The 18857-nt window shown below is 52.7% G+C and carries 15 protein-coding genes and 1 tRNA gene; 14 read left to right on the top strand and 2 right to left on the bottom strand.

Annotated elements, in window-relative coordinates; all coding sequences use genetic code 11:
* Positions 1–53 precede the first annotated feature (53 nt).
* The 8 genes from IPM31_18485 to IPM31_18450 all read left to right on the top strand — a co-directional run bounded on the left by IPM31_18485 (position 54) and on the right by IPM31_18450 (position 8803).
* Positions 54–1439, top strand: coding sequence for a hypothetical protein (locus IPM31_18485; protein ID MBK9008960.1), 1386 nt, complete (start codon positions 54–56; stop codon positions 1437–1439).
* A gap of 87 nt (positions 1440–1526) precedes the next feature.
* Positions 1527–4514: a molybdopterin-dependent oxidoreductase gene (locus IPM31_18480; GenBank protein ID MBK9008959.1), complete on the top strand. Its 2988-nt coding sequence runs from the start codon at positions 1527–1529 to the stop codon at positions 4512–4514.
* Entirely contained in the window at positions 4514–4843 is a 330-nt protein-coding gene (locus tag IPM31_18475; protein MBK9008958.1) for a nucleotide pyrophosphohydrolase, read from the top strand. The genes IPM31_18480 and IPM31_18475 overlap by 1 nt, the downstream gene beginning before the upstream one ends.
* A gap of 46 nt (positions 4844–4889) precedes the next feature.
* On the top strand, positions 4890–5111 hold the full coding sequence (locus tag IPM31_18470) for a DUF433 domain-containing protein (protein MBK9008957.1): 222 nt from the start codon (positions 4890–4892) through the stop codon (positions 5109–5111).
* Positions 5111–5482 carry a DUF5615 family PIN-like protein gene (locus IPM31_18465; GenBank protein MBK9008956.1) on the top strand — a complete coding sequence of 124 codons (372 nt, stop codon included), beginning with the start codon at positions 5111–5113 and terminating at the stop codon, positions 5480–5482. The genes IPM31_18470 and IPM31_18465 overlap by 1 nt, the downstream gene beginning before the upstream one ends.
* A complete protein-coding gene (locus IPM31_18460; protein ID MBK9008955.1) occupies positions 5479–6816 on the top strand; it encodes a DHH family phosphoesterase in 1338 nt (445 codons plus the stop codon). The genes IPM31_18465 and IPM31_18460 overlap by 4 nt, the downstream gene beginning before the upstream one ends.
* Positions 6817–6856: 40 nt before the next feature.
* Entirely contained in the window at positions 6857–7648 is a 792-nt protein-coding gene (locus IPM31_18455; GenBank protein ID MBK9008954.1) for an XdhC family protein, read from the top strand.
* A 114-nt stretch (positions 7649–7762) separates the two neighbouring features.
* The gene (locus tag IPM31_18450) at positions 7763–8803 is read left to right on the top strand and encodes an SPFH domain-containing protein (GenBank protein ID MBK9008953.1); all 1041 of its coding nucleotides are present in this window, start codon (positions 7763–7765) and stop codon (positions 8801–8803) included.
* 287 nt (positions 8804–9090) lie between these two features.
* On the opposite strand, the gene IPM31_18445 is transcribed toward IPM31_18450, so the two are convergent.
* A complete protein-coding gene (locus IPM31_18445) occupies positions 9091–10701 on the bottom strand; it encodes an NAD(P)H-hydrate dehydratase (protein MBK9008952.1) in 1611 nt (536 codons plus the stop codon).
* Between the two features lie 152 nt (positions 10702–10853).
* Here IPM31_18445 and IPM31_18440 point away from each other — a divergent pair, with 152 nt between their 5' ends.
* From IPM31_18440 to IPM31_18420, 5 genes are all read left to right on the top strand, one after another.
* Positions 10854–12047 (top strand): acyltransferase, encoded by a 1194-nt coding sequence (locus IPM31_18440; protein ID MBK9008951.1) that lies wholly within the window; start codon positions 10854–10856, stop codon positions 12045–12047.
* A 150-nt stretch (positions 12048–12197) separates the two neighbouring features.
* On the top strand, positions 12198–13103 hold the full coding sequence (locus tag IPM31_18435; GenBank protein ID MBK9008950.1) for a transporter substrate-binding domain-containing protein: 906 nt from the start codon (positions 12198–12200) through the stop codon (positions 13101–13103).
* Between the two features lie 298 nt (positions 13104–13401).
* Complete coding sequence (locus tag IPM31_18430; GenBank protein MBK9008949.1) at positions 13402–14148, top strand: amino acid ABC transporter permease; 747 nt, start codon at positions 13402–13404, stop codon at positions 14146–14148.
* Positions 14149–14910 carry an amino acid ABC transporter ATP-binding protein gene (locus IPM31_18425; protein MBK9008948.1) on the top strand — a complete coding sequence of 254 codons (762 nt, stop codon included), beginning with the start codon at positions 14149–14151 and terminating at the stop codon, positions 14908–14910. It begins immediately after the preceding gene.
* A 146-nt stretch (positions 14911–15056) separates the two neighbouring features.
* Positions 15057–17504, top strand: coding sequence for a PAS domain S-box protein (locus tag IPM31_18420; GenBank protein ID MBK9008947.1), 2448 nt, complete (start codon positions 15057–15059; stop codon positions 17502–17504).
* 186 nt (positions 17505–17690) lie between these two features.
* Here IPM31_18420 and IPM31_18415 read toward each other — a convergent pair.
* Positions 17691–17772, bottom strand: a tRNA-Leu gene (locus IPM31_18415).
* Positions 17773–17837: 65 nt separating this feature from the next.
* On the opposite strand from IPM31_18415, the gene plsX reads away from it, so the two are divergent.
* A complete protein-coding gene (plsX, locus tag IPM31_18410) occupies positions 17838–18854 on the top strand; it encodes a phosphate acyltransferase PlsX (protein ID MBK9008946.1) in 1017 nt (338 codons plus the stop codon).
* The last annotated feature ends 3 nt before the right edge of the window (positions 18855–18857 follow it).

The following is an 18857-nucleotide window of genomic DNA, read 5'->3' as shown; positions in this document are numbered from 1 at the left end:
AAGGCAAATGTAAAAGCAATAATACTAGGCAGATTAGATAGGAGATTTTAGTAATGAATATCCATGATCCAATTATTAATATTTCCCAAGACAAATTAAACGCTCAATCATTGGCAAAAATTATTCTCCACAGACTCACAGACAATGATTGTCCATCAACTATAGGGCTGTATGGGAGCTGGGGAACTGGCAAGACAAGTACCCTAAATATAATGGCGGATCTTAACAGGCTAGCTCAAACAAACAAAGACCACGAGCTAATTAACAAGCCATCAGAGAAAGTTGTAATAAAAGATAAAATGAGTTTGCTTGTGAGGGGATCAACGGAAAAGGAATTGGTTCTGGAGATGCCTAAAAATACAGAAACAATGACAACAAGCAAATCTTTACATATAGAAATCATTGATGCGTGGCAGTACGACTCCACCAACAATCTTTTAACCCCTGTTATTGTACGGTTATTAAAATACTTAAGAAGACTGGATGAGACTAGGTTTTTTGATTGGAAGAAATATGCTGAAAGGGTTATTGAAGTTACATCTTTAGCTTTATCTGACATGGCACTTAGGAAGCTAACAGGATTAACCCTGGGTGATGTCAAAGACTACGAAGAAAAAATTGAAAAGAAAATAACTATTTCGGATTGGGAACAAACCATTGATCACATTGAAGAAACAAACAGAGCATTTACAGAATTGGTGAGGATATTTTTGACTTATAATAAACAAGATAAATTGATTTTATGCATTGATAATTTAGATCGGTGCTCACCAGAAAATGTTGTGCAATTGCTTGAATCTATTAAGAACTATTTGTCGGTAAGAAATTGTATTTGGGTTTTTGTAATGGACAATAACCTAATTTCGAGCTATATAAATCGAAAATATGAGGGGACTAACATGGATGGAAATAGTTACCTGGATAAAATAATTCCTGAACAATACCATGTGATACAGCCTACATATGAACAGGCAACTGAACTACTACACGGAATACTTATTAAAGGCATTAAACTTGGAAATTTTGCAAGGATAAACCGATTTCTTGTTCCGCGAAGAATTAAAACCGCGGTTAAATATGAACAGACCATAAAACTTCTTTCAGCACGTAGTGAAGGTAGCAAGGATACTCTATTTGCCCTAATACTACTTTATCATGGCTGGCCAGATTTTTATGAATTCTTATCATCAGGCTTTGATGACCACATAATCAGTACTTTAAATAATTTTTACTCGAAAATTGGAGAAATCAAGAAGGTTTATCAAAAAATACCAGTACCAGAAATATACGATAATGACAAGGAATTAATTTATTATATTCAATCAGCTTTTTATCAGAATCCTCGAGGAAGTTTCCTTTCTAAGGATACGCTATTGGAAGCTCATTTTGCAACAATTTTGGAGTGTATTAGGGTGCTAAGGTTTGTTGGATTGCCTTAAGTGCCTTCAGCATCAAAATTATTGTCCATCCAAAAATTCAGTGGATTTGATCTTTAAAAATCCCGCTTACTCAATTAAAGGAATTGTATGAAACTCCAACTTTCAATCAACAACACAAAGCACGAAATCGAATGTGCGCCATCTGAAACATTGCTCTCCGCCGTGCGCAGACTTGGCTATTACGGCGTCAAATTTGGCGATGAGGGCGGACTGAGCGGCGCGGACACGGTTCTGCTGGATGGCAAACCTGTCAACGCGGGGTCCATGCTCGCGGCGCAAGCGGAGGGACATCTTGTCGTCACGATCGAAGCGTTGGGCGAACATCCCGAACAAGGTTGGAAAAAGACCGATGGCTTGAATCCGCTACAACAGGCGTTCGTCGAATCGGGCGCGATCCAATGCGGATTTTGCACGCCCGCGCAAATCCTTGCGGCGAAGGCGTTGCTCGAACAGAATCCGAATCCAAGTGAAGAGCAAGTGCGCGAGGCGATCAGCGGCGTGTTATGCCGATGCACGGGTTATCTCAAACCTGTGCAAGCCGTGTTGAAAGCGGCGGCGGTGATGCGCGGCGATGAACCGTTCCGCGTGGACACGATCAATTGGGATTTCGGCGCGCCAAAAACAGATGCGCCTATGGGAGGTTTTGATTCACCACAACTCGCTGGCGTGATGACGCGCCCAAAAGTTGTGGTGACGCCTGAATCACAAACATGGCAGACCGTCGGCAAGCCCGAGAAAAAAGTGGACGCGGTCAAACTCGTGCAGGGCAAGCCCGCCTTCACCGCCGACATGGACGCGCGCGGCATGTTGTATGCGAAAGTTTTGCACTCGCCACACGCGCACGCGCGCATCAAAAAAATTGACACGACGCGCGCAAAAGAATTGAAAGGTGTTGCGGCTGTGCTCACGTGGCAGGATATTCCGCACGTGGTGTATTCCACCGCTGGGCAGTCCGATCCGATCCCAGGTCCGCTCGATACGTTTTCGCTGGATCACAAAGTCCGTTTTGTCGGCGACCGCGTTGCATTCGTCGCGGCGGAGAGTCCCGAAATCGCGGAGAAAGCGTTGAGTCTGATCGACGTGGAATACGAAATTCTGGATTCCATCCTCGACTCGCGCGAAGCGATGAACCCCGATGCGATTCGAATCCACGACGAGCCTGAGTACGTCAATTTTGCCGACTCGAACCCCGAAAAGAATCTCGCCGCGCACATCCGCATCGACATCGGCGACGTGGAAAAAGGATTCAAGGAAGCCGATCATATTTTTGAGGCTGAATACGAAGTGCCGAAAGTGCAACAAGTTTCCATCGAGCCGCATGTGTGCGTCACATATTGGGATGAAGACGACCGTTTGGTGATTCGCACGTCCACGCAAGTTCCTTTTCATGTGCGGAGGATGCTCGCGCCTGTGTTGAATCTGCCAGTGAAACGAATCCGCGTGGTGAAGCCGCGCATCGGCGGCGGGTTCGGCGGCAAGCAGGAAGTGTTGATGGAAGACGTGCCCGCGCATCTCACGATTGCAACAAAACGACCAGTCATCTACGAATACACGCGCGAAGAAGAATTTATCGCGGCGCGTTCGCGTCACCCAATGCGAGTCAAGATGAAGACGGGAGTGAAGCGAGACGGGACGATCACAGCCAACGCGATGTACGCGCTATCCGACACGGGCGCGTACGGCTGTCACGCGCTGACCGTCACAGGCAACACGGGACACAAAGCAATGGCGTTGTATGTCGGCGATGGCGAATATCGCAAGAGTCCGAACATCCAATTTTATGCAGACGTGGTTTACACCAACACGCCGCCCGCTGGAGCGTTTCGCGGTTACGGCGTGCCGCAGGGATACTGGCCCGTCGAACGTCACATGGAAAAGATCGCCCGCGCGTTGAACCTCGACCCGATTGATTTTCGTTTGAGGAATACGATTCGACCTGGCGAATATCATCCGTTTTCAACCGCGTGGAATGAAGGACGCGAGCCGCGACCTGAGATCGTCCAAACTGTTGGGTTGGAGCAATGCGTCGCGCAAGGACGAGCCGCGATCGCGTGGGATGATAAGTATGGGAATGAGGAGTGGCGCTCGTTACGCAATACGCAATACGAAGTACGTAATCCGTACTCCGTATTGCGTAGGGGAATCGGTGTGGCAATGGTCATGCAAGGAACAGCGATTCCATATTTGGATATGGGCGGCGCGTCGATCAAGATGAACGACGATGGTTCATTCAACATGCTAGTCGGCGCGACGGATCTGGGAACGGGTTCAGACACTGTCCTTGCGCAAATGGCGGCGGAGGTGTTAGGCGTTCCGCTTGAAGATATGATCTGCTATTCCTCAGACACCGATTTCACTCCGTTCGACAAAGGCGCGTACGCTTCGTCCACGACGTACATTTCAGGCGCGGCGGCGGTGAACGCGGCGAAAGTTGTCGCGTGGCGAATCCAAGTCCGCGCGGCGATGATGTTGGGGATTCCAGAATCAGATTATGCAACGATTCGATTATCGAATCGCCAAGCCATCGCCCCCGACGGAAGAACGGTTTCCTTTGCCGAGATCGCGCTGCATTCTCTGCACAAAGATAAACAAGAACAGATCATGGGTGTGGCAAGTTATGTTTCGCCAGTCTCACCACCTCCCTTCGCCGCGCAATTCGCCGAGGTGACCGTGGACACTGAAACAGGCGCGGTTACGGTAGATAAACTCGTGATGGCGGTTGACTCGGGCGTGATCGTGAATCCGCTCACCGCATCGGGTCAGATCGAGGGCGGCATGACTCAAGCGTTGGGCTACGCGGTCTGCGAGGAGATGCGCTACGACGACAAAGGCGATGCCATCGAACGCGATTTGGATCGCTATCACATCTTCCGCGCCGACGAGATGCCCGAACTCGAAACGATCTTCGTCGAGACCTTCGAGCCGAGTCACCCGTTCGGCGTCAAAGCCGTCGCCGAGATTCCCATGGATGGAGTCGCGCCCGCCGTCGGCAATGCTATCCTCGATGCCATCGGCGTAAATGTGGATGTGATTCCCACGACGCCCGAACGCGTGTGGCGGGCGATGAAGAAGTAATGGAATTTCAAGCGATCCTTCAACGAGCGGCTGAAATCCGCGCAAAGTATGCCCTGCTTGAACAAAAGCAATACGGCGCGGAATGGACGACTGAAGAAATCGCGCTTGGTTTTGTCGGCGATGTTGGCGACCTATCCAAATTGGTCGTTGCGTTACAAGGCAAACGCGAAATATCAGAAGCGCATGACAAACTCGCGCACGAACTTGCAGATTGCCTCTGGTCTGTTATCATTCTGGCTCAAGCGCATCAGGTTGATCTCGAATCGGCCTTTCTGAAAACCATGAACGAACTCGACGCGCACATCAACAAACTACTAACAGGTAATTAGGCAGGGGTATAATTAAGCGGCAACCAATTGCAAAGAGGAATCCAAAATGAGTTTTAAAAGAATCACCATCAACCCAGACGTGTTCAGCGGCAAACCTTGCATCCGCAATCTGAGATTCCCTGTCTCTCGCTTGCTCGGTTTATTAGCCTCGGGTGAAACTCGCGATTCCATTCTCAAGGCTTACCCCTATCTCGAATCGGAAGATATTGACGAAGCCTTGTTGTATGCGGCGTCGCTGGCTGAAGAAGAAGTCATCGAATTTGCCTGATGAAATTCCTGATTGACATGCCCGCTTCGCCTGAACTCATCCCCTGGCTTCAGGAAAAAGGTCATGAGGCTATTCACGCGAAAGACGTGAATCTCGCAATAGCAACAGATTCGACCATCATGGCTCAGGCGGTAGACGAGGAGAGAATCGTGATCACGGCCGATCTCGACTTCGGGACTTTGTTGGCGCAGAGTGGAAACGATGCACCGGGCGTCATTCTATTTCGCGGCGGAAATTATTCGGAAGCCGAAATGCGAGATCTCGTAGCGCGCGTGTTACAAACGGTAAAACCCGATGTATTGAAACATTCCATCGCTGTCGTTGATAAACGGCGAATTCGAATTACAAGACTTCCTCTAAAAAAGCCATGAGCAAAACCTTCGTCATCGGACACGTCAACCCCGACACCGACTCCATTGCCTCCGCGATGGGCTACGCATGGCTTCTACGCGAACGCGATGGCGCGGAAGCGGTCGCGGCGCGCGCGGGAGCGTTAAATCCGCAATCAGCGTGGCTGCTCAAACAGTTGAAGCTCGACCCGCCCGTCCTGCTCACCGACGCGTCGCCGCGCTTTGAGTCAGTGATGCAGAGACTCGACAGCCTCCGCCCCGACTCGCAACTCGGTCTCGCGTGGACGCTCGCCAGCAAGACCGGCGGCATCGCGCCTGTAGTTAATGAAGACGGCAAGCCTTATGGTCTCATCAACGGACTGAGTCTCTTCAAATATTTCACGCAAACGCTCGGCCCGCGCCCCGGCGATACGACCGTGCGCGAGATGATGTCGGCGCCGTGTAAAGACGCGGCAGACACCAATGTGCCGAAGTTCCCCGCCAGCGGTCACATCCGCGATTTTCTCAACCGCATCCTGCGCGACGAAACCGATGAGTATTGGGTCGTGGATGAAAATAATCTATATCTCGGCATTGCGCGCCAGCGCGATATCCTCAACCCGCCGCGCCTGAAAATTATTCTCGTGGATCACAACGAGCCGCGCCAGGCAATCGCCGCGCTCGAGGAAGCCGAGCTCCTCGAAATTTTGGATCATCACCGCCTCGGCAACCCGCACACGCACACGCCGATTCGATTCACGGTGGATATCGTGGGCTCGACCTCGACTCTCGTTTCGGAGATGACAGCGGAGGCGGGACTCTCCATGCCGCCCAGCCTCGCCGGCGCGCTTCTCGCGGGACTTCTGTCTGATACGCTCATTTTGACATCTCCCACCACCACGCCTCGCGACAAAGACGCCGCCGAGAGATTATCGCGCTGGGCGTTCGTCGGCGGAAGTCCGCTCAAAGGCGAGACGATTGAATCGTTCGGCAAAGCGCTGCTCGCCGCGGGAGCCGGTCTCTCGAACCGCGATCCGAATGAGATCGTCAGCACAGACATCAAACAATATGAAGCGGGCGGATTCAAGCTTGCCATTGCCCAAGCCGAAGTAACCGACCTCCTGCAGCTCGCTGAACATCTTGTTCCCCTCGCAAAAGCGTTGGACGCGCTCAAAGATAAACGCGGGCTCGACTTTGCCATGCTGCTCATCACCGATATCGTGCGCGGCTCAAGCAGGCTGATCATCTCTTCCAAAGCCCCGCCGGTGCTTGATGAATTACCTTATCCCCCTCTCGCCGATGGCACGCGCGAAGCGCAAGGTATCGTTTCGCGGAAGAAACAATTGTTGCCGGTGGTATTGGGGTTATTGGAATAATTAAGTAGAGGCAGATTGTGTTGCACCTCTACAGGACTTTATGAATTCGATCTTTCAAGCCCTCTCAGAACTCGAAAAAAATAACGAATCCGCCGCGCTTTGCACGGTGACAAAAAGCGAAGGGTCGACGCCGCGTCACGTGGGGAGCAAAATGCTCGTTTACCCCGATGGAAAATTCATCGGCACCGTCGGCGGCGGGGACTTGGAACACCGCGTCCTCGATGAGGCGTGGATGGCGATCAGCGACGGCAAGCCGCGCTCGCTAGTGTATAACCTCGTCAGCCCGACGCGCGGCGACCCGGGTGTGTGCGGCGGAACTGTGGAGGTGTTTGTGGAACCGATCCTTCCTCCCGCGATGATCGTCGTCATCGGCGGCGGACATGTGGGTAAGGCAGTCGTCCATTTGGCGAAGTGGCTGGGATTCCGAGTCGCCGTCAGCGATGATCGCGCGGAGTTTTGCAATCCCGAGTCGGTGCCGGGGGCTGACGCGTATTACCCAGTTCCGATGGCGGAGTTGCCGAGTCAACTCAAATTGACGCGCCAAACCTTCCTAGTGGTAACCAGCCGTGGATCCGGAGTCGACGCGGCGGGTCTGCCTCCGCTGCTTGAATCGAAGGCGGCATACGTCGGCGTCATCGGCTCGAAACGCAGGTGGCTGACGACGGTCAAGGCGTTGAAAGAAAAAGGCGTGTCCGATGAATTGATCGCGCGCGCGCATTCGCCGATGGGTCTGGAGTTGAACGCCGAAACGCCGGAGGAGATCGCGGTGAGCATCATGGCAGAAATTTTGATGCTGCGCGATAAGGGGACGGGAAAGATGATGAAAGATTAGGTAAAGACCTCACAGGCGTTGCACTGAGCCTGTCGAAGTGTTTTTGAAACCTGTGAGGTCTGCTATCGTAGAATAGACTATAATCACACCAACGTTCTTCAAAAGGAGAGAATCATGGCTAGAATTTTTGACGTTATTGAATATCCAAATGAGATGCGGGATGAGATCGTCCATCGTTTTCCTGAAACGGGCATCGGCGATTATCGCATCGGCTCGCAGGTGATCGTGCGCGAGTCGCAGGCGGCGGTGTTCTTCCGCGACGGCAACGCGCTAGATGTGTTCGGAGCGGGCAGGCACACGATCGCGACTGCGAACATCCCGAAGATCATTGATCTGATCGGCAAGGCGTTCAACGACCGCACGCCCTTCCCCGCGGAAGTGTATTTTGTTTCGCTCAAAGAATTTGCAAATGAAAAATGGGGCACGCCGCAACCGATCATCGTGCGCAACCCCGGCATGGGACTCGGCGTCGCGTTGTTGCAGGGGTTTGGAACATATTCGTTCCAAGTGAAGGACCCTCAACAATTTGTGACGCAGGTTGTCGGCGCGCAAGGTTCGTATCGCACAGCGGATATTGAAGAACGCTTGAAGACCATGTTGCTCTCGAAATTGCAGGATGCGCTCGGCGAGACGACAGCCGCAAAAAGCGTCGTGGATCTGATCGGGCTGACCGAAGAGATCGGCGCCGCTGTCCGCGCGAAGGCGCAGGATGATTTTGAAGCGCTCGGCATGGCGCTCAAAACTTTCTACATCGGCAACTTGAAGCCCTCGAGCAAGTCGGCGCAGGAACTCCGCGACATGGGCATGCTCGACATGGCGACCTACACTCAACTGCAAGCCGCGGACGCGATGCGCGATGCCGCGCAAAACGAGGGCGGCGGAGCGGGTCTCACCGCAGGAATCGGCGCGGGCATGGGTATCGGCAACATTATGGGACAGGCTCTGCAAGGCGGATTCCAAAACGCGGCGCCCGGCGGAGCGGCTGGCGGCGCGAAAATGCCGGACATCATGACCCCCGCGGAAGCCGCGCAGTTCATGAAGGTGACAGAGTCTGATATTTTGGACGCGATCAATGACGGAAGCCTGAAAGCCAAAAAAGTCGGCAAAGCATTCCGCATCAGCAAGGATAACCTTGAAGCGTTCATGAACAGTTAGTACTGCGTATTGCGTACTTCGTAATTTGTGATGAACGAAAAGACTCTCCGCGTGGAGAGTCTTTTTGTTATACGGTTTTTGGTTGTCCAGAAACCGCAACATATTGCAGATTAAGAACCTAACCGAGCAATCCTTGTGCTCCATTTTGAAACACGGAGACACTGAGTCACGGAGTTTTTAATTGGCTTTTCTCAGTGTCTCCGTGTCTCGGTGGTTCGGTTTATTGCTCGAATAATTGTGAAAAGAACAAAATATTGCATTACGGAGTACGCAGTACGAAATATTTTTTACTCCAAATCACTCAATACATCCGAGATCGAATTCAACACATCGCTTGCCATGACTGAGGCGGTTGTGCCGAGATCGTCTGCGGCGTAGAGACCGGCTTGCGCGTGAATCCATGCGCCGGCAACTGCCGCGTCGTACGCATCGAGTCCTTGCGCGCGTAAGCCGACGATCAGACCGGCAAGCACATCACCTGTCCCTGCGCGGGCTAACGCGGGCGATGCGACCGGGATAATGGTTGTCCTTCCATCGGGCGAAGCAATCGCGGTGAACGCGCCTTTCAAAACAACGACATGTCCCCACTCTTTTGCATACTTGACGGCAATTGCTTGCCGATCCTCTTGAATTTCTTCTTTCGACAACCCGGTCAACGCGGACATTTCGCCGGGGTGCGGCGTGAGAATCGCGGGCGCAGGTAATTTCGTGTGCCAGTCTTTGATCTGCGCGAGCAAACGCAGTCCGTCCGCGTCAACGACCAATGGCGGTAGGGAATTTTTCTCCGCCGCATTTGAATCGCTTTCTTCATGCACAAAACCAATCGCGGATTTTTTCGGCGTTGATTTGCCAGCCAGCAAATTCTCGATGAATTCTTTTGTCGTGTTTTCCGTTCCCAAACCGGGACCGATCAATAACGCTGTCGCTCGCTCAAAATTTTTCGATAACACTTCGGATGCGCTGGATGCGATTACGCCTGTTGAATGTGGGAGCAAGACCCACGTCGCTTCGGGAACCTGACCTGCGACTGCCGCGTGGATGGACGCGGGGATCGCCAATTGGACCAATCCCGCTCCCGCGCGATACGCCGCCTCTCCCGCAAGGACGACTGCCCCGGTGTAGTTGACGGATCCCGCCGCGATGAGAGCCGTACCAAATGTCCCTTTGTGCGAATCGAGGGCGCGCTCCGGCAGAAGCGCGGAGACAGAATCTTCATCCGCTACTTCCGTTTGCAAATTTTTGAGCGAAGGCAGCTCAATGGGCAAGCCGATGTCCACAACTTTTAGCTCGCCGACATACTCAAAGGCAGGCAGGTTCAACAATCCCTGCTTGACCGCCGCCATGGTCACCGTCACATCCGCGTGAAGGGTTTCATCTGCAACTTCGCCAGAATCGCAGTCAACGCCCGACGGACAATCCACCGCGATCACGAGCGGAGATTCGTCGAGGCTGTCGAGCAGGTCGCCAACTTCGGAAAGCAATTCGGCAACTTCTTTTTTCAGAGGGAGTTTGATGCCTGTGCCGAGGACGCCATCGAGAAGTACATCGGCCGTTTCGAGAGATTCGCCAAGTTGATCGAAAGCATCGTCGCCCGAAAAAATATTCCCGCCCGCATCAACAAATTGTTTGACCAGATCATCTTTCTTGCGCTTGACGAGGTATGATCTTGCCTTCCAACCTTCTTCGGCAAGCGCGGTCAACGCGACGAGGGTATCCCCTCCGTTGTTGCCGGGACCAACCAAGCCGACGACCTCGAGCTGTTCCTCATCAACGAAAAGGTCGGCAACGACTTCCGCCAATCCCTGACCGGCGTTTTGCATCATTCGATCAAAGGTCAAGCCTTTTGAGTCGGCTTCTTTTTCGATGGCTTGCATTTGTGAGACAGTGACAAGTTTCATGTTTTACTCCAATTGATGGTCAGATTCTACTGCAAACATGTTGCGTAAGAAGAGATTCCCGCTTCTCTCTAACAAAACTCCAATCTCGTGTCCAATAAAGGCGACCGCCAATCGCGCCGATCTGCCTATGCTATACTTGAATCAAATATTATATGGGAAGCGACCTGAATACAACCGCAAACGAAACTTCAGGAAAGATGCTGGCATTGGAGGGTATCCGAGGCATCGCCGCGCTAGTCGTGATCTTCGATCACTTGCACCTCGCGTTCTTCGTGGGAATCGATAAGATGATCGCATCGTACTTAAATGCTCATTTTCCATTCTTCTTGTCCAAAGCGGGTCAATATTTCGTAACCGGCCTCCACGATGGGAATTTCGCCGTTTGGGTCTTCTGGGTCATGTCGGCGTTCGTGCTCAGCAGGAAATATTTCCAACTCACGAAGGCGAATCGCAATCTCGAAAGCGCGGAATATCTGACCAGAAGCGTGATCAAAAGATACCCAAGATTGTTCGTCCCGATTCTGGCTTCGGTCTTATTTGCGTTCGTGATCCTGTCCGCTGGCGGGATGACCAATAACGATCTGGGTGAACGGTTGGGGACTCATACAAGCCAGGGGTGGCTGTTTACTTTCTACGAATTTGAGCCTTCCCTGACACAAGCAGTTAAATCAGCCGTATGGGATACATTCTTCAATTTCAACCGCGACACAACGTACAATACCGTCCTCTGGACAATGCAGCCTGAGTTCTTCGGGTCCGTCTTTCTTTTTGGCTTTCTCAGCCTCTTTGGAAATAAAGGAATGCGATGGTTTGCATACCCGCTTATTCTCATCGTACTTTATTTTAAAGAACTACACTGGTTGAACGCTTTCCTACTGGGAATTATCCTGTGCGATCTCTATGTGCATACGACAATCTATTCAAGGCTAGGTCAAATATTTGGCATGTGGTGGATCCAGATCATATCCGGCATATCCATCATGGTTCTCATCGGAGCTCCGAATTACGGACAGGTATTTCATCTCATCATTGCGGCGGGGTTGGTCGCCCTTGCGCTGTCCTTTTCTGGGTTTGCAAAATTATTTTCATCCCGTCTTTCGGTCTATTTGGGAAAAATTTCTTTTTCCTTGTATCTGGTCCACGTCCCCATCTTATGCAGCGCCACTGGTTTGATCTATAGAATCACAGAAGCGTACATGCCATATCCATCTTCGGCGATAGCGACATCGCTCCTTACAATCGCGCTAAGCATTCTGACCGCGCACATATTTTATGAATACGCCGATAGGCAAGGAGTTATTTTAGGCGGAAAACTTGCGAACGCCCTAAATTCTTCAAACCGATAAAGGATTGCGGAGATTCTATGCCCATTCGGCATGTCATTCGGAAAACTTTAACGACTGAGCACTTGTCGAATCGCGGGAAATGGTCTATCCTTGCGCCAACGAGATGAACGGTTCATCTCAAACCCATTCTTAATTCTCTTGGAGGAGAACATGAAGAATCTTTACAAAGTGCTGGTCGTTGGTATCGTTGCCGCGCTCTTGCTCACCGCATGCGGCGGCGGAAGCGGCGGAAAAGCGGATGATTTGCTGAGCGCGATCAAACAACGCGGTTACATCCTCGTTTCGACCGATCCCAACTACGAGCCGCAATCGTTCCTGAACACCGAGGGCAAACGTCCTGCCGATACGAAATGTCCGTCAGACGCGTTGACCACTGCCGAGATGCAAGGCTTTGACGTGGACGCCGCCATCGCCATCGGCGACGCGCTCGGTGTGGAAACCTGCTTCGCCACCCCATCGTGGGATACGATCACTGCCGGTTCGTGGGCTGACAAGTGGGATGTAAGCGTTGGCTCGATGACCGTCACCACCGCCCGCCAGGAAGTCCTCGATTTCAGCGTGCCGTACTATTACACCCCGGCGGTTATCGCGGTTCGCGCCGATGCGGGCATCACCTCCCTCGCCGATCTCGAGGGGCAAGCCCTCTGCGTTGGCACCGCCACCACCTACGAATCTTGGCTCAACCATGATATGGCTGGCTTGGGATTGCCCGAAGCATCTATTTATGCCGAAGCGCCGAACGTAACCGTGGTTCCGCTCGAGACCGATCAGGAATGCGCCCAAGCCATCGCCGCAGGTCGTGAAGATTTCATAGGCTATGTCACATCGGAAACCGTCGTAGATGCGAATATCGCCGAAGGCTTCCCGGTCGTCAAACTCGGTTCCCCAGTGTTCTCAGAGGATCTCGCCGCCGCATTCGACAAGACCTCCAGCCTGTCTGCCGCAACACTTCTTGCTGAGGTCAACAAAGTTTTCACGAAAATGCACGAAGAAGGTAAACTCTCGGAACTCTCGCTCAAATGGTTCGATATTGATCTGACCCAGGCTCCCAACTAGTTTCTTGCTCGAACAGGAAGCGGTTTTCACCGCTTCCTGTTCGTTTATTATTACATACACATAGGACTCACGCAGTTGAACCTGCACTGCGGCGGCGGCAGAAGAACTGCCCGCCAACTGCGTAAATCCTGACACATTACAAAATTGCGGCAAATTTGATCATACCCGGTCGGCACAGGTATTATGGAAAGACTTTGTCATGAAAACCGACTCTACCATCGCGCATTCTCACACGCAACCTACTACGCAAGCAGAACTACTGATTCAGGCGCAGCAAAGAAAGAAACGGGGATTTCGCATGGGCGTCGGCGCGACATGGGGCGTGTTATTGCTGGTCTTAATTTTTTTGTTCAGCGGACAGAGTATTCTAGGCTTTCAAACGATTAAACTCGACGCCGAGTTCATGAGGAAAAACCTTGGGTTTATCGGCTCCGGTCTCGGGGAAACTCTTCTCATTTCATCATCGTCCATTCTACTGGCAATCTGTTTGGCATTGCTGGCGGCGCTGGGAAGGCTTTCAACATTTCCACCCATTTATGCCCTGAGCACATTTTACGTTTCATTGATTCGCGGCACGCCGCTCTACCTCCAGATCTTTTTCTTTTTCCTGGCGCTTCCGCAATTAGGCATCAACTTAAGCGGCTTTACGGCTGGCGTGTTCGCGCTCGGATTAAACTACGGCGCATACATGAGCGAGACCTTCCGCGCCGGGCTGGCATCGGTAAGTAAAGGGCAACGCGAAGCCGCCGCCGCAATCGGCATGACGCCCGGGCAAACCATGCGCCGCGTCATCTTGCCGCAAGCCTTGCGGTTCGCCATCCCGCCCATGGGCAACGACTTCATCTCGATGACGAAAGACTCGGCGTTGGTCGCCGCGACCGGTTTCGTCCATGAGGTGATGTGGCGCGCAGTCAAAGTGGGACGCGCTCAATTCAACAATCTGGAAGCCCTGCTGATGGCGGCTATGTTTTACTGGATAATGACTTTGATCCTGACATTTTTCCAATCACGGTTGGAAGCGCGTCTTGCCAAAGGGGATCGCTAAATGAAACCTATTGTGCAAATTTCCAACCTTGATAAATATTTCGGGCGCTTGCATGTGCTGAAAAATATTTCGCTCGATGTTCAGCCGCGCGAAGTGGTCTGCCTGATCGGACGAAGCGGCTCTGGGAAAAGCACGCTCTTGCGGTGTATCAATTTCCTCGAAGAGCCGTCGAACGGAATCATCCAAGTCGATGGGGTTACTGTCGAAAGTCACGGACGCGGCAAAGAGCATCGCCAGCTCATTCACGACGTGCGGCTCAAGACAGGCATGGTGTTTCAAGAGTTCAACCTCTTTCCGCACATGAGCGTGTTGGAAAACGTCATCGAGGGACCTGTCACAGTCAAGGGCATGGACCACGCCGAAGCCGTTGCGCTCGCCGAGGAAAATCTCGACAGCGTGGGCATGTTGTTCAAAAAAGATGAATATCCGGCGCGTCTCTCCGGCGGACAAAAACAACGCGTGGCAATCGCCCGCGCCCTCACCATGCAACCGCGCGTCATGTTGTTCGACGAACCCACCTCCGCGCTCGACCCTGAACTCATCGGCGAGGTGTTAAACGTGATGAAGAAGGTCGCCAAAGACGGCATGACCATGCTCGTGGTCACGCACGAAATGGGATTCGCGCGCGAAGTGGCAGACCGCGTGCTCGTGTTGGGTGAGGGCGAGATCATCGAAGACGCCAAACCGTCCACGCTGTTCAGCAAACCCAAAGACCCGCGCACGAAAGCGCTGATCGATCGATATCGCACCGGGGGACACTGATTCGTGTTTCTCGCAATCACGGGCGAGAGTGGGGTTGGGTGTGTGAATCAGCCTCAATGGCGGAATGAAGCGGGGACTTTAATCCGTATTGGCTTGCAAGATTTATACGCGGCGTCAATCGGCTCAACCTATCTCGCGAGGAAGTCATGTTCACACGAATCTTTCCCCTGCCCGTATTCGACGATGAAGAGTTGACGCGCTCCGCGACCCAATTAAGAACCGTTACGCTTGCCATGCTCGCGGCGACTACTCTCTTTATTGCGGTGTGGTCGGCGCTCGTGCCTGAGGCTAGGCTTCGCAGTGTCTATGCGTTGCCGATCTACCCGTTATGCTTCTGGCTGTTAAATCTGATCGGCAAAGGGAAGGTAAAACTTGCGGGAAGCGCGTTGGTGGCGGGCGTGTGGATCCTGTTATTCTTCGCCGCGTCGTTCAATGGCGGCGTGCTGGCGCCTGGGTATAGCGGATTGCTCATTACCATCCTCGCGGCTGGGATCTTCATTGGGCGCGAGTGGGCAAATCGCGTCGCGCTGATTAGCGTGATCGGCGGCGGCGTTTTTGTCGTTCTTGAGCGTGTCGGCGTCTTGCGCGAGATCAACGAAGTCGCTAACCCAATGGCAATGTGGGTCGCGCAATCGACGTTCTTTTTTATAGCCGCCAGCCTGCTTCAAATGGGCACAGAACGGATTGCCGACGCGTTACAACACGCGCAACATGAAGTCGAACAGCGACGTAAAACCGAGGAGCGTTTACGCGAAGCCGAAAAACAATACCGCGAACTGGTTGAGCGCGTGCCCGCTGTGATCTATAGCGCGGAGCCGGGACCCGACGGACGCTGGTTGTACGTCAGCCCGGGCGTGTTGCAATTAACCGGCTTTGCTCCCGAAGAATGGCTGACGAAACCCCACCTTTGGTACACGCGCCTCGATGCCGAAGACCTCGAACGATTTATTGCGGAGGAAAATCGCGCGCTGAATGAGGGCGCGCAATTCAAGATGGAATATCGCTTTCGCAGGAAGGATGGCACGGTCATCTGGATGCGGGACGAAAGTTTATATGTGACAGGCGGCGCGGCGGGCGAGGAGGCGATCGTCCAGGGATATTTGCTGGATATCACCGAAAATAAACTGGCTGAGGAAAGACTCCGCTCCAATGAAGTGTTGCTGAAGACGATCATCGAAAACATTCCATTTGATTTTTGGGTGTGCGACGAGAACGATCGCTACCTTCTGCAAAACCCCATCTCAAAACGCCTGGCGGGCGATTTAATCGGCAAAACTGTCGAGGAGTTGGACCTGCCGCCAGCGATAATTAAAACCTACAAGGAACAACATGTGCGCATTCTTGGGGGCGAATCGATACGGGAAGAAGAAACCCATGAACAAAACGGGAAGATTCATCACTTAATGGTGATCGGAGCGCCGATCCGAGACGGCGAAACAGTGCGGGGCATGATCGGCATGACGATCGATATGACCGAGCAAAAGCGGGCGCAGGAGGCTTTACGCGAAACGGAGTTACTTTATCGCACTCTCGTGGAGCAGACCTCCGTCGCCATCTACCGCGATTTGGCGGAAGAGGATGGCCCTACCGTCTACATTAGCCCGCAGATCAAGAACATGCTCGGATACTCCCCCGAGGATTTTTTATCGAAACCGGATTTCTGGCAATCGCTCCTTCACCCCGGCGATAAAAACAAGGTTTTCAACGATATCAAACAAATGCTCGCCAGCGGCAGGGGCGTGGCATCGGAATACCGAATGAAAGCAAAAAATGGGGAGTGGGTTTGGTTGGGAGACGAATCTGTTGTTATTAAAGACGACGAGGGCAAACTTTTGTATATTCAGGGCGTGCTCATGGATATTACAAACCAAAAGGAATCCGAAGCGCAACGCGAATCGCTCATCAAGGAGCTGGAGGAAAAAAACTCCGAGTTGGAACGCTTCACCTACACCGTGTCTCACGACTTGAAAGCGCCGCTCATCACCATGGGCGGATTTCTCGGCTACCTGGAAAAAGACGCGCTGAGCGGAAATGTCGAAAAACTCAGGCTCGATATTCAACGGATCTCGGAAGCCAACCACAAAATGGAAACCTTGTTGAACGATCTGCTGGAACTCTCGCGCATCGGTAGAAAGATGAACCCGCCGGAACTCGTTCCCTTTGGGCAGATCATGGCAGATGCTTTTATTCGCGCGGAGAGCCGCTTAAGCCAGAAAAAGATCGAGGTGATGGTGATGACCGACCTGCCCTCGATCCATGGAGACCGCAACCGGCTGATCGAGGTGATGCAAAACCTGCTGGACAATGCCGCAAAGTTTATGGGCGATCAGCCCAACCCGGTCATCGAGATCGGCGCCGAAACCACCGGGGACGAGGTCGTCTTTTTCGTGCGCGATAACGGCATCGGCATCGACCCAAAATTTCACAAAAAGGTATTCGAATTATTCGATAAATTGAATCCCCGCATCGACGGGACGGGCATCGGACTCGCGCTGGTCAAGCGCATCGTCGAGGTGCATGGCGGCAGGATCTGGGTCGAATCGCAGCTGGGGCAGGGCGCAACATTTTACTTCACGCTCCCGGGCAAAAAATAAAGGGTCTCCCGTAATTAACGGGAAAGAGCTTCACCACGAAGGGCACAAAGTACACAAAGGCAAAAAGAGCCCCGATTTTTCCTTTGTGACCGTCGTGTCCTTTGTGTTTGAAAAAAAGGTTTCCCGTTAAAACCGGTAGAGCCAAAATAAATAAATCCCCGAACAGATCGGGGATTTATCAACGAGTGCGCTGGAGAGGACTTGAACCTCCACGTCTTGCGACACATGGCCCTCAACCATGCCTGTCTGCCAATTCCAGCACCAGCGCCCAAGCAGGGCGTATTATAATCGGCTTACTTTGCTTGTCAAGCAAAACCTTTTTTGGAGAAAAACATGACGCGAATCGTAGTAGATGCCATGGGGAGCGACAATTACCCAACGCCGGATGTGCTTGGCGCGGTGGACGCGGCGCGCGAATACAGCGTGGAAATTATCTTGACGGGAGACGCTTCGCGGATTCAGCCTCTGCTTGATTCTAACCATGCGGCGACTCTACCCATCCGCGTCGTTCACGCGCCCGAAACGTTGACCATGAAAGATAAAGGCGAAGACCTCGTGATGAAAGCACGGCATAAGGACGCGCAAAATTCGATGGCGGTCGGCTACGATCTCGTGAAAAACGGCGAAGCCGACGCGTTCGTTACCATGGGCAACACCGGCGCGGCAATGGTCACGGCGCTGTTCAGGCTCGGCAGGATCAGAGGCGTGGATCGGCCCGCGCTGGCGGGTCCAATTCCCACGGCGAATGGAATCGCGATCCTTCTCGATCTGGGCGCGAATCCCGATTGCAAGCCGGAGAATTTAGTCCAATTCGGCATTATGGGCAGTGTCTACTCGGAGCGGGTGCGCGGCGTGAAAAATCCGCGCGTGGGCTTGGTGTCGAACGGCGAAGAAGCGGGTAAAGGGAGCGAACTCGTAAAGGTGGCGCATGTATTGCTGGCAGATTCCAACTTGAATTTTGTCGGGAACATCGAGGGGAAAGAGCTCTTCGGCGGTCATGCGGATGTGGCAGTGGCAGACGGGTTCACCGGAAATGTGTTGCTCAAATCATCGGAGGCGGTCGCCAAACTGCTGGTGGATAAGATCCGCGAGTCGATCAAGGGTGGAGGTCCGCTGACGTTGTTGGGCGGCGCGCTGATCCGTCCCGCGATGGGCAAAGTCCGCAAACTGCTCGACCCCGCGGAAGAGGGCGCGGCTCCCCTGCTGGGCGTGAATGGGCTGGCGTTTATCGGTCACGGGAGGTCGGATGCGTTTGCGATCAAGAATGCCATCCGCGTGGCAAAAGAGGCGGCAGAGTCGAAGGTGTTGGACGCGATGAAATCTGCAATTGAAGAGAGTTTGAAGAAATAACGT

The organism is Candidatus Defluviilinea gracilis, from assembly GCA_016716235.1.
Lineage (GTDB): Bacteria > Chloroflexota > Anaerolineae > Anaerolineales > Villigracilaceae > Defluviilinea > Defluviilinea gracilis.
Note: the sequence above shows the minus strand (reverse complement) of the source record. Positions and strands in the feature narration are given on the sequence as shown.